The organism is Herbidospora sp. RD11066, assembly GCF_054661255.1.
The window spans coordinates 713,678-727,619 of sequence record NZ_BAAGDO010000002.1 but is presented as its reverse complement, the minus strand read 5'-3'; the positions used below and the strand labels follow the sequence as shown (position 1 = coordinate 727,619).

2 protein-coding genes (1 of these 2 only partly in view) are annotated in these 13,942 nt (G+C 73.0%); both read left to right on the top strand.

Annotated elements, in window-relative coordinates:
• Window positions 1-3,792, top strand: the final stretch of a protein-coding gene (locus ACYQ78_RS09270) for a type I polyketide synthase (protein WP_459800327.1). Its footprint begins 14,091 nt before the window's first position; only the last 3,792 of its 17,883 coding nucleotides appear in the window; the start codon falls outside the window, past its left edge; the stop codon is at window positions 3,790-3,792.
• Window positions 3,779-13,942: a beta-ketoacyl synthase N-terminal-like domain-containing protein gene (locus tag ACYQ78_RS09265; protein ID WP_459800326.1), complete on the top strand. Its 10,164-nt coding sequence runs from the start codon at window positions 3,779-3,781 to the stop codon at window positions 13,940-13,942. The genes ACYQ78_RS09270 and ACYQ78_RS09265 overlap by 14 nt, the downstream gene beginning before the upstream one ends.

Genomic DNA, 13,942 nt, shown 5'->3' with positions numbered 1-13,942 from the left:
ACCGCGCCGAACGGCCCGTCGCAGCAGCGGGTCATCCGCGCGGCGCTGGCCAACGCGCGGCTGACCGCGAACGACGTCGACGTGGTGGAGGCGCACGGGACCGGGACGACTCTGGGCGACCCGATCGAGGCGCAGGCGTTGCTGGAGACGTACGGGCAGAACAGGGAAAAGCCTCTGTGGCTCGGCTCGGTCAAGTCGAACATCGGCCACACGCAGGCCGCGGCCGGGATGGCCGCCGTCATCAAGATGGTGCTGGCACTGCGGCACCGGGAAATGCCCAGAACCCTGCACGTGGACGAGCCCTCCCCGCACATCGACTGGTCGTCGGGCGAGGTCCGGCTGCTGACCGAGCCGGTGGCCTGGCCGGTGGGTGAACGCCCGAGAAGAGCGGGTGTGTCGGCGTTCGGGATGAGCGGCACCAACGTCCACGTGATCCTCGAAGAAGCCCCCGACGAGGTCTTTCAGCCGCCGCGACCGGCCGTTCTGGCCGACCCGCAGCCGTTGTGGCTGCTGTCGGGGCGCACTTCCGGCGCGTTGGCCGGACAGGCGCGGCGCCTCAGCGCGGCGAAGGAGCTCGATCCGGCCGATGTGGGCTGGTCGCTGGCGACGGGACGGGCGGCGTTCGAGCATCGCGCCGTCGTCACCGGGGACCTGACGGCGGGCTTGGCGGCGGTGGCCTCCGGCGCGTCGGCACCCGGTGTGGTGCGCGGCGCCGCGCCGGTCGAGCGGCCGCGCGTCGCCTTCCTCTTCGCAGGTCAGGGGGCCCAGAAGGCCGGAATGGGCCGTCACATGTACGCGGCCTCGCCGATTTTCGCCGCCGCCTTCGACGAGGCGTGTGCGTTGCTGGAGACGGAACTCGGTCTGCCCGTCAGGGAGGTCGTGCTCGCTTTAGACGAGGACGACCCTCGGGCCGACCAGACGGTGTTCGCGCAGACCGGCCTGTTCGCCGTCGAATACGGCCTGGTGGCACTGCTGAAGGCGGCCGGGGTCGTCCCTGACGCGGTCGCCGGTCACTCGGTCGGCGAGATCGCCGCCGCCTGCACGGCGGGCGTCCTGACCCTGCCCGAGGCGGCCCGGCTGGTCGCGGCCAGGGCCTGGCTGATGCAGGAGCTTCCTTCAGGTGGGGCGATGGCCGCGATCGAGGCCCGCGAGGACGAACTGGACGACGGGGTCACGATCGCCGCCGTCAACGGACCCACATCGGTGGTGATCTCCGGCACCGAGGCCGACGTGGAGAAGGCCGTGGAGGTCTGGCGGGAGCGGGGCCGGCGGGTGCGCCGCCTGCGCGTCAGCCACGCGTTCCACTCGTCCCTGATGGACCCGGCGCTCCCCGGACTCGGCGCCGTCGCGGCCGGCCTTGAACATGCGGCACCCTCGGTGACCTGGGTGGGCGCTCTCACCGGCGAGGTGATCACCGACCCGGATTCCGGCTACTGGGCCGGGCAGGCACGCGGGACCGTCCGGTTCGCCGACGCCCTCACCACGCTGGCCGCCCAGGGCGTCTCGGTGTTCATCGAGATCGGCCCCGACGGGACGCTGTCGGCGATGGGCGCGGGCGTCCTCGACGAAGCCGCGTTCATCCCCGTGCGGGGGCGCGTGACGGAGGCGCTGGCCCAGGCCCACGTCCACGGCGTCGGCGTCGACTGGCCCGCGATCCTGCCGCCGGGACGCCACGTCGACCTGCCGACCTACGCGTTCGACCACGAACGGTTCTGGCTGACCCCCGGGCCCGTCGACCACGCCACGGGAAGTGCGCAGGAGCGGCGTTTCTGGGCCGCCGTCGAGGAGGGCGACGTCCACGCCTTGGCCGAGACGCTCGACGTCGACGACCGGGACCGGCTCGACGGCCTCCTGCCGATGCTCACCTCCTGGCGCCGCAAGGAGCGGGAGGACGCGGTCATCGCCGACTCGCGCTACGCGATCTCGTGGACGCCGCTGCCCGACCCGGCCCCCGCCCAGCTGACCGGGACCTGGCTGGTGATCTCCCGCCCCGGCCAGGGCGACGCCTACGCCGACGCGCTGACCGCGCACGGCGCCGAGACGGTCGTCGTCGAACTGGCCGACGACGACCTGGACAGGAAGGCCATCGCGGCCCGGCTGGTCCCGGGCGTCGCGGGAGTCGTCTCCCTGCTGGCGCTCGACGAGGAGCAGGGGACGGCCCTGACGCTCGGACTCGTCCAAGCGCTCGGAGACCTGGAGATCGCGGCGCCGCTGTGGGTGCTGACCCGTGGCGCGGTCGGCGGCGTGCGACCGATGGCCGCCCAGGTCTGGGGCCTCGGCCGGGTCGTCGGCCTGGAACACCCCGACCGGTGGGGCGGCCTGATCGACCTGCCTGCCGTCCTGGACGAACCGGCGATCTCCCGCCTCGTCGGAGTGCTCACCTCAGGCCGTGAAGACCAGGTGGCGATCCGGCCCTCCGGGATCCTGGCCCGGCGGCTGGTCAGGGCCGCGCCCACCAGGAGCGGTTCACCCTGGACACCCGCCGGGACGGTCCTGGTCACCGGAGGCGGCGGCGCCCTCGGCGGACGCACCGCCCGCTGGGCCGCCGGTCGCGGCGCGGAGCGGATCGTGCTGACCGGCCGCTCCGGCGCGCACTCGCCGGGTATGGCGGAACTGGCCGCCGGACTGGCCTCGTCCGGAACCGAGGTGGCCGTGCTCGCCGCCGACATCGGCGTCCGTTCCGACGTCGCCGGACTGCTCCACCGGATCGCCGCCACCGGGCCGAAGCTCGACGCGGTGTTCCACGCCGCCGGAAGCCCCGAGGCCACCCTTGTCAACGACGCGGACCCGGCCGGACTCGCCGCCGTCATGGCCGCCAAGGTCGGCGGAGCGACCTGGCTGGACGAACTGACCTCCGGCCTGAGCGCCTTCGTCGTCTTCTCGTCGATCTCCGCCACCTGGGGCAGCGGCCACCAGCCCGGCTACGCCGCCGGCAACGCCTTCCTCGACGCGCTGATCGAGAACCGGCGGGCCAGAGGACTGACCGGAACCTCGGTGGCCTGGGGCCCGTGGAGCGGCGGCGGCATGGCCGGCAGCGACGGCGCGGCCACCGCCCTGAAGTCGCGCGGCCTGCGCTTCCTCGACCCCGACCGGGGCATCGGCGCCCTGGCCTCGGTCGTGGACGGCGGCGGCGGAGTGGTGACCGTCGCCGACGTCGACTGGTCGCGGTTCGCCGAAGTGTTCACGCTGCGGCGGCCCAGCCCGCTCATCGCCGACCTGCCCGAGGTCCGCGCCGCGCTCGACGTCCCGGACCTTCCTGATGCAGGCGTCACCGCCTTGGCGGAACGACTGGCCGGACGGCCGAAGGCGGAACAGGAGCGGATCCTGGTCGACCTGGTCAGGGCCGAGGCCGCGACCGTGCTGGGATACGCGTCGGCCGAATCGGTCGGCGCGGGCCGGGCCTTCCGGGACCTCGGCTTCGACTCGCTGACCGCCGTCGAACTGCGCAACCGCCTGAACGAGGTCACCGGCCGCCGACTGCCCGCCACCGTCGTCTTCGACTATCCGACCCCCGCGGCGCTGGCCGCCCACCTCCGCCCGGACGAAGACGCCGCGCCCCCGGTTCTCACCGAAATCGACACGCTGGAATCGATTCTCTCCGCCATTCCCGCGGACAGCGACCTCCGCGCCGACATCACGGTCCGCCTGCAGACCGTCCTGTCGAAATGGATCGGCGCCGGCGACACCCCGAAGGAGAACGAGGCCGCCGGAAAACTCCAGGCCGCGACCACCGCCGACGAGGTCATCGACTTCATCGAAAAAGAACTCGGGGTTTCCGATGGTAGAAAATGAAAAACTCGTCGCCTACCTGAAAAAGGTCTCGGCCGAGCTGTACGAAACGCGGGAACGCCTGCGGAAATTCGAGACCGGCGAACCGGAGCCCGTCGCGATCGTCGGGATGAGCTGCCGTCTCCCGGGCGGCGCCGACAGTCCCGAGACCTTCTGGGACCTGCTGGTCCGGGGCGGCGACGCGATCTCCGGTTTCCCGTCCGACCGAGGCTGGCAGACCGGCATCGAGATCGACCAGGACTCGTCGATGTGCCGGGGCGGTTTCGTCGACGACGCGGGCCATTTCGACGCCGGGTTCTTCGGGATCAGCCCGCGTGAGGCGCTGGCGATGGACCCGCAACAGCGGCTCATGCTGGAGACCTCGTGGGAGGCGCTCGAACGCGCCGGCATCACCCCGCGATCGCTGAAGGGGACGTCCACGGGCGTCTTCACCGGCGGCACGTTCTCCGGCTACCCCGCCGACGCGGCCCCCGGCGCCGGCATCTACCAGCTCACCGGGATGGCGCCGAGTGTCATCTCGGGACGGGTGGCGTACACGCTGGGGCTGGAAGGTCCCGCCGTCACGGTGGACACGGCCTGTTCGTCGTCGCTGGTGGCGGTGCACCTGGCCGGTCAGGCGCTGCGGTCGGGGGAGTGCTCGCTCGCGCTGGCCGGGGGCGTGACCGTGATGGCCGTGCCCTCGGCGTTCTCGGAGGTCTCCCGCCAGGAGGGGCTGGCCGAGGACGGCCGTTGCAAGGCCTTCTCCGCCGACGCCGACGGAACGGGCTGGGGCGAGGGAGCCGCCGTTCTGGTACTGGAACGCCTGTCGGATGCGCACCGCAACGGCCACCCGGTGCTGGCGGTGATCAGAGGCAGCGCCGTGAACCAGGACGGCGCCTCCAACGGCCTCACCGCCCCGAACGGCCCCTCCCAGCAGCGGGTGATCCGCGCCGCTCTGGCGAACGCGCGACTGTTCGCCGCCGACGTGGACGCGGTGGAGGCGCACGGGACCGGGACGGTTCTCGGTGACCCGATCGAGGCGCAGGCGTTGCTGGCGACGTACGGGCAGGATCGCGACCGGCCCCTGTGGCTGGGCTCGGTGAAGTCGAACATCGGCCACACCCAGGCCGCGGCCGGGGCGGCCGGGGTGGTGAAGATGGTGCTGGCACTCCAGCACGGCCTGCTGCCGCCGACCCTGCACGCCACCGAACCGTCGCCACACGTCGACTGGTCCGCCGGTGACGTGCACCTGCTGACCGAGCCGGTGACCTGGCCGGTGGGCGACCGTTTGCGCCGGGCGGGGGTGTCGGCCTTCGGCGTCAGCGGCACCAACGCCCACGTCATCCTCGAAGAGGCCCCCGCCCCTGCATCGGAAACCACCGACGCGCCGACGGTACTGACCGGCGGCATCACCGCTTGGCCGCTCTCAGCCCGAGGCGCTGGCGCGCTGGCCGTCCAGGCGGAACGGCTGAGCGAGGTCGCGCAGACCTTCGACCCGGTGGACGTGGGCTGGTCCCTGGCGACCACGAGATCGCCGTTCGAGGACCGCTCGGTCGTCATCGGCGAAAACCGGGATGGACTGACGACGCGACTGACCGCGGTCGCCGCCGGCGAACCGGCCGACGGCGTGGTCAGCGGGACGGTCCCGGCCGCTGGTGATCCGGGGCGAGTGGTGTTCGTCTTCCCTGGTCAGGGGTCGCAGTGGGTCGGCATGGGCCGCGAGCTCGCTGCGAGCAGCCCGGTGTTCGCAGCGCGGATGGCCGAGTGCGATAAGGCTTTAAAGCCTTACACCGACTGGTCGCTTGACGACGAGCTGGATCTCGACCGGGTGGACGTGGTGCAGCCCGCCCTGTGGGCGATCATGGTCTCCCTGGCCGCGGTCTGGCAGGCGGCGGGCGTGGAACCCGACGCGGTGGTCGGCCACTCCCAGGGCGAGATCGCAGCAGCCGTGGTCGCCGGGATCCTGTCCCTGGACGACGCGGCCAAGATCGTGGCCCTGCGGAGCCGGGCGCTGACCGCATTGTCGGGCCGAGGCGGGATGCTCTCCATCGCCGAGCCGGTCGCCGCCGTGCGCAGCCGGGTGGCGGCGTGGGCCGACCGGCCGGGACTTGGCGGAGAGAGCAGCGCATTGGGCGATGCGGCGTCTGTGGCCGGGGTGTCGGTTGCGGCGGTGAACGGGCCTGCCGCGACCGTGGTGTCCGGTGATCCCGAGGCGCTGGCCGCGCTGCTGGCCGACTGTGAGCGTGATGGAGTCCGGGCGCGGATGCTGCCCGTCGACTACGCCTCGCACGGTCCTCAGGTCGAGGAATTGCGCGAGGAGATCCTGGATCTGCTGGAGGGCATCGTTCCGCAGCAGGGTCGGATCCCGATGGTGTCGGCGATGTCCGGTGAGTTCCTGCAAGGCACGGAGATGGACGCCGCCTACTGGTACGCCAGCTTGCGCGCCCCCGTGGAGTTCTCCCGGGCGGTCGAAACGCTTGGCGCCGACCACGGTGTGTTCGTCGAGGTCTCCGCCCACCCGGTGCTGACCGCCGCCGTCTCCGCCACCGTCGAGGACGCGGTCGTGACCGGGACCCTCCGTCGCGACGACGGTGGTCCGCGCCGCCTGCTGGCCTCTCTGGCCGAGGCGTATGTGCGGGGTGTCGCCGTCGACTGGGCGGCGGTCCTGCCCGCAGGGCGCCGGGTGCCGTTGCCGACCTACGCCTTCCAGCGGCTCCGCTACTGGCCCGATGCTGTCGCCGGGGCGGCCGACGTCGCCTCGGCGGGGCTGGGTTCGGTCGGGCATCCGCTGCTCGGTGCCGTGGTCGAACTGGCTGGTGGTGATGTCCTCGTCTTCACCGGGCGCCTGTCCCTCGCCGAACAGCCCTGGCTCGCCGACCACGCGCTGGGCGGCACCGTCTTCTTCCCCGGCACCGGGTTCGCCGAGCTCGCGATGGTCGCCGGAGCACGACTCGGGTGCACCAGGATCGACGAGCTGACCATGGCCGCCCCCTTGGCGCTGCCGACCACCGGCACCGTTCAGGTGCAGGTCACCGTGAGCGGCCCCGGAGATGATGACCGGCGGGACATCGAGATCTTCGCCCGCCCGGTCGACGCGGGTCTCCCGTGGACCAGGCACGCCACGGGCCGGATCGCCCCCGCCCGCCCAACCGAGGGCCTCGACTTCGGCGTGTGGCCTCCCACCGGGGCCGAGAGCGTCCCGATGGACGGTGCGCACCGGGAACTCGCGGCGGCCGCCGGGCTCGGGCCCGTGTTCCAGGGTCTGCGCGCGGTCTGGCGGCGTGACGACGACGTCTTCGCCGAGGTCGTTCTGCCCGAGGGCGCCGGTGACGCCGGTGACTACGGCCTTCACCCCGCCCTGCTCGACGCGGCCCTGAGCGCCACCTGGCTGGCCGGATCGGGCGACGGCGGCGCGCGCATGCCCTTCTCCTGGTCCGGTCTGTCGCTGTATGCCGTCGGTGCCTCGGTGCTCCGGGCCCGCCTGCGCCAGTCGCCGACCGGCGCGGTGTCGCTGGTCGCGGCCGATGCGACGGGTGCACCGGTCGCGTCGCTGGAGTCCCTGGTCCTGCGTCCCGTGGCGGCCCCGGCGGGAACCGCGCTGCGGGATGCCCTCTTCAGCGTGGAATGGGCGCCCGTTCCCGTTCCGGAACCCGTGTCCGGCGGCCACTGGGCGGTCGTCGGGCCTGATCACCTGGGGTTGACCGAGCGCCTGGTCGCGGCCGGGGTCAAGGCGACGGCCTACGCGGATCTCGCCGACTTGGCCGCCGAGGCGACGGCCCCGGACGCGGTCGTGGCCGCCCTCGGGGGAGCCGCACACGTTCAGGCGGACACGGACGTTCGTGGCGACGCCGAAGTTCAGCCGGACCCGGAACTCCAGCAGGGCACCGATGAGGGCGCCGCCGCCCGGCGGGTGACCGGGCTGGCGCTGGAGCTGGCGCGCGAATGGCTGGCGCTCGACTCGTCGGCTCCGCTGGTCGTCGTCACCCAGGGCGCGGTTGCGGTCGAACCCGGTGAGGGGATCGCGGACCTGGGCGCCGCGGCGGCCTTAGGCCTGCTCCGCTCGGCGCAGTCGGAGAACCCCGGCCGGATCATCCTGGCCGACCTGTCCGCCGATGGGGATCCGGTCGCGGTACTGAACGTGAACGAGCCGGAGATCGCCGCTCGTGGCGGCGCCGTCTACGGCCGCCGCCTGACCCGCCCGCCCGTCGTCGCGCCAAATGCGGACCATCCGCCGCGTGTTCCTGGTGCGGTTCTAGTCACGGGTGGAACCGGCAAGCTGGCGGGGCTCACCGCGCGGCACCTGGCCGAGACCGGCCGAGCCACCCGGTTGATCCTGGTCAGTCGTTCAGGGCCATCGGCCGCCGGTGCCGCCGTGCTGGCCGCCGACCTCGCCTCCGCTGGAGCGGAGGTCACGGTCGCCGTCTGTGACGCGGGGGACCGGGATGCGCTGGCCGGGTTGCTGAGCGGGCTGCCCAAGCTGTCGGGAGTCGTCCACACCGCCGGGATCGTCGACGACGGGGTGATCGGATCGCTCACTCCAGCCAGGGTCGACGCCGTGCTGCGGCCCAAGGCCGACGCCGCCTGGGCGCTCCACGAGCTGACCCTGGGCCACGATCTGGACCTGTTCGTCCTGTTCTCCTCGGCGGCGGCCACGTTCGGTGCGGCCGGGCAGGGCAACTACGCCGCCGGTAATGCGTTCCTCGATGCGCTCGCCGCCCGCCGCCGCGCCGAGGGGCGGCCGGCCATCTCCCTGGCCTGGGGAGCCTGGGTGGCCAGTGAGGGGATCGGGCGGAATCTGAACAAGGGGCTGCTGAACCGGGTCACCGGCGGTGGCACCGCCGAGTTGTCCGCCGACGAGGGGCTCGCGCTGCTCGACCTGGCGCTCACCCGGGACGAGGCGCTGCTGCTGCCGATCCGGGTCGACGTCGCCGGGATGCGCGCTCAGGCGGCGCGGGGCGCCGGGGTTCCGGCGCTGCTGAGAGGGCTGGCGGGGCCGGTCCGGCTGTCAGCCGCCGCGACCGCCGGTCAGGACGACGCGGCGGACGGACTGCGCCGCAGGCTCGCCGGGGTGACTCCGGCCGAGCGTGACCGGGTGCTGACGGATCTCGTGCGCGGCCATGTGGCCGCCGTGCTGGGGCACGCCTCGGGCGACGCGGTCGAGCTGGGCCGGGCGTTCACCGACCTCGGGTTCGACTCGCTGACCGCCGTCGACCTGCGCAACCGGCTGAGTACCGCCACCGGGCTGCGGCTGCCCGCCACGCTGGTGTTCGACTACCCGACGGCCGCGATCCTGGCCGGTCATCTGGGCGCGGAGCTGCTCGGCGCCCAGACCTCGGAACCGGTGGCCGCCGCGCCGGTCGAGCAGGGTGAGGCGATCGCGATCGTGGGGATGGGCTGCCGGTTCCCCGGCGGTGTCCGGGACCCGGAGTCGCTGTGGGAGCTGCTGGCCGCCGGGGGCGACGCGGTCACCGAGCTGCCCCGTGATCGGGGCTGGGACATCGAGGGGTTGTACGACCCGGACCCCGACAAGGCCGGTTCGTTCTATGCGCGTTCGGGTGGGTTCGTCCATGACGCGGCCGACTTCGACGCGGGGTTCTTCGGGATCAGTCCGCGTGAGGCGCTGGCCATGGACCCGCAGCAGCGGTTGCTGCTGGAGATCAGCTGGGAGGCGCTGGAGCGGGCCGGCATCGACCCGGTCGCCCTGCGGGGCTCCCAGACGGGGGTCTTCGCGGGCGGTACGACCTGGGGTTACGGCCTCTTCGACGCCACCGGCTCCGAAGGTCACCTGATGACCGGCGGCTCGACGAGTGTGCTGTCCGGACGGGTGTCGTACACCCTCGGTTTGGAAGGGCCCGCCGTCACGATCGACACGGCCTGTTCGTCGTCGCTGGTGGCGCTGCATCTGGCGGCGCAGGCGCTGCGGGCGGGGGAGTGCTCGCTCGCGCTGGCCGGCGGCGTCACGATCATGGCACAGCCCGGCGCGCTGGTCGGGTTCTCCCGTCAGCGCGGCCTGGCCCAGGACGGCCGCTGCAAGGCGTTCTCGGCCTCGGCCGACGGGATGGGGATGGCCGAAGGCGCCGGGATGCTCCTGCTGGAGCGCCTGTCCGACGCGCGGCGCAACGGGCGCCGGGTGCTGGCGGTGATCAGGGGCAGCGCGGTCAACCAGGACGGCGCCTCCAACGGACTGACGGCCCCCAACGGGCCCTCGCAGCAGCGGGTGATCCGGGCCGCGCTGGCCAACGCGCGGCTGACGGCCGGGGACGTCGACGTCGTGGAGGCGCACGGCACCGGCACGGTTCTCGGTGACCCGATCGAGGCGCAGGCGGTGCTGGCGACGTACGGGAAGAACCGGGCGCGGCCGTTGTGGCTGGGCTCGGTGAAGTCGAACCTGGGCCACACCCAGAGCGCGGCCGGCGTGGCCGGTGTGATGAAGATGGTCCTGGCCCTCCAGCACGAGGAACTGCCCCGCAGTCTGCACGCCGCCGAACCGGCGGAGAACATCGACTGGACGTCCGGCGACGTCGACCTCCTCGCCGAACCCCAGCCCTGGCCGGTCGGCGCCCGCCCCCGCCGGGCCGGTGTGTCGGCTTTCGGAATGAGCGGCACCAACGCCCACGTGATCCTTGAAGAGGCGCCGCCGGTGACGCGTGAGGCCGATACGGATGCCGGTCCGCGGGTGCTGGACGGGTCGGTGCCGGTGTGGCCGGTCTCGGGCCGGTCCGCTGCCGGGCTGGTGGCGCAGGCGGGGCGACTGGGTGAGTTCGTACCGGTTCGACCCTCGCTGGACGCGGCCGGGGTGGCCTGGTCGCTGGTCACGACGCGGCCGGACTTCGAGCATCGCGCGGTGGTGCTGGGCCGGGACCGTGACGAGCTGCTGGCGGCGTTGTCGTCGGTGGCGTCCAGTCGACCGGACCCAAGTGTGGTCACGGGAGTGATCCCGGCGGCCGGCAACGGCCGGGTGGCCTTCGTGTTCCCTGGTCAGGGGTCGCAATGGGCCGGGATGGGCCGCGAACTGGCCTTGAAAAGCCCGGTGTTCGCGGCGCGGATGGCCGAGTGCGCGAAGGCTTTGAAGCCTTACACCGACTGGTCGCTGGACGACGAACTGGATCTCGACCGGGTGGACGTGGTGCAGCCCGCGCTGTGGGCGGTCATGGTCTCCCTGGCCGCGGTCTGGCAGGCGGCGGGCGTGGAACCCGACGCCGTGGTCGGCCACTCCCAGGGCGAAATCGCAGCGGCCGTGGTCGCGGGAATCCTGTCCCTGGACGACGCGGCCAAGATCGTGGCGCTGCGCAGCCGGGCACTGGTCGCGCTGTCGGGCCGGGGCGCGATGCTGTCCATCGCCGAGCCGGTCGCCGCGGTTCGAAGCCGAATCGAGGCATTGGCCGACGAGCCGGGATCCGATACGCGGGGCCGCAAGAAGGCAGTCGAGCCGCTCTCCGAGGTGGAGGCGTGGGCCGATCGGACCGCTGGGCCGGGTTCAAGAACGCGGGGCTCGGAGTCGCAGGGCGATACCGCGTCGGTGTCGGTGGCGGCGGTCAACGGTCCCGCCTCGACCGTGGTCTCCGGTAACCCCGAGGCAGTTGCCGCCCTCTTGGCCGACTGTGAACGCGACGGTGTTCGGGCGCGCATGCTGCCCGTCGACTACGCCTCGCACGGCCCTCACGTCGAGGAGTTGCGCGAGGAGATCCTCACGCTCCTCAAGGAAGTCACGCCTCAGCAGGGGCGGATCCCAATGGTGTCGTCCATGACCGGGGAGTTCCTTCAGGGGCCCGCCATGGACGCCGCCTACTGGTACGCCAGCCTGCGCGCCCCCGTGGAGTTCTCCCGCGCGGTCGAAACCCTGGGAAATGCCGGTTACGGCGTGTTCGTCGAGACCTCCGCCCACCCGGTGCTCACGGCGGCGATCGCCGACACGCTCGACGGTCCGGCAGTGATCACGGGCACCCTGCGCCGCGACGACGGCGGCCCGGCCCGGCTTCTCGCGTCACTGGCCGAGGCACACGTCCACGGGGTCACGATCGACTGGACCACGGTCCTGCGCCGAAAAGCGCAGGTCGAGCTGCCCACCTACGCCTTCCAGCACCGCCGGTTCTGGATCGAGACAGCCAAGCCCCAGAGCGCGGGCCCGGCCGAGACCCGCTTCTGGGACGCCGTCGAGAACGGCGACCTAGCCGGGCTGGCCGACACGCTCGCCCTCGACGCCGACCGCCCGTTCAGCGAGGTCGTCCCCGCACTCGCCTCCTGGCGGCAGCGGGAACGCGGCGGCACCGAGAACTGGCGCTATCGCGTCACCTGGCCGTTGCTGCCCGACCTCGGCTCGGCGACACCAACGGGGACCTGGCTGATCGTCGCCACACCCGCCCAGCGCGACCTCGCCGCCGAGTGCGCGCGGGCACTGAAGACCGCTGAGGTCGTCCACATCGAGGTCGGCCCCGGTGAGATCGACCGGCTCGAACCGGCGGCGGGTGTGGTCTCCCTGCTCGCCCTGGACGAGTCGGCGCTCCCCGGCGCCACGACGGTCACGACCGGTCTGGCCGCGACACTCGCGCTGCTCCAGGCCATCGGCGACCAAGGGATCGAGGCCCCGCTCTGGGTGCTGACGCGGGGCGCGGTCGCCGGTGAGAGTGCGCCTGCGCAGGCACAGGTGTGGGGTCTGGGCCGTACCGCCGCACTCGAACACCCCGGCCGCTGGGGCGGCCTCATCGATCTTCCCGAGGTCCTGGACGACCACGCGACGACCCTGCTCGCCGGAGTTCTGGCCGACGGGCGCGAAGACCAGGTCGCGATCCGCGCCGACGGAGTCCACGGCCGCCGTCTGGTCAGGGCACCCCGGACGGGTCGGTCCGGGCGCTGGAGCCCGCGGGGCACCGTCCTGGTGACGGGCGGCACCGGCGCCATCGGCGCACGCGTGGCCGACTGGCTGGCCGGGCGTGACGCTCCGCGGACCGTGCTGACCAGCCGCTCCGGGCCCGAGGCCCGAGGCTCCGCCGCGCTCGCCGCCCGGCTCGCCGAGGCGGGCACCGCCGTCGAGGTCGTCGCCTGCGACACCGGCGCACGCGACCAGGTCGCCGGGCTGCTGGCCCGGATCGACCGGTCGGGCCCCGCGCTGACCGCCGTCTTCCACGCCGCGGGGACGGGACAGGTCGTCGCGCTCGACGATCTCACCGTCGCCGGGCTGGCCGAGGTCGCCGCGCCCAAGGCGGACGGCGCCGCGCACCTCGACGAACTCACCAGCGGTCTGGACGCCTTCGTGACGTTCTCCTCCGGCGCCGCGATCTGGGGCAGCGGCCAGCAGGCCGGATACGCCGCCGCCAACGCCTACCTCGACGGCCTGGCCGAGCACCGCCGCGCCCGGGGCCTGGCGGCGACGTCGATCGCCTGGGGACTGTGGGGCGGCGGCGGCATGGGTCAGGACGGCGACCGCCTGAAGCGCATGGGCCTGCGCGCGATGCACCCCGACCGCGCGATCGAGTCACTGGCCGCGATCATGGACGAGGCCGGAGAGACGGCCACCATCACGGTCGCCGACCTCGACTGGGCCGGGTTCGCCCCGGTGTTCACGCTCCACCGTCCCAGCCCGTTGATCGGTGACCTCCCCGAAGTCCGGCAGGACGACGCAGAACCGGTCGACGACGGGCTCGCGCAGCGGTTGAACGGGTTGTCCCGAAACGAGCGGGACCGGATGCTGACCGAGTTGGTCCGGGCCGAGGCGGCCGCCGTCCTCGGGCACGCCTCCATCGACGAGGTGGAGGCCGACCGGGCCTTCAAGGACCTCGGCTTCGACTCGCTCACCGCCGTGGAACTGCGCAACCGGCTCAACCGGGCCACCGGCATCCGGCTCCCGGCCACGCTCGTCTTCGACTACCCGACCCCCGAGGCGCTGGCCGGCCACGTCCGGACCGCCCTCGGACCGGACGAGGAGGACGCCGAACCGTCGGTCATCACCGAGATCGAACGGCTCGCGGCCACCCTCTCCGGCCTCACCTCCGACTTCGAGACCCGCGACGACGTCACCAAGCTGCTGCGCGGGATGTTGTCGAACTGGCTGGACGCCCACCGCGCGGACCAACCCGCGGGCGCCGACATCGAGTTCCGATCGGCCACGCCTGACGAGGTCTTCAGCTTCCTCGACCAGGAACTCGGGCTACCGCGGTCGACGCCGCAGACCAACTGA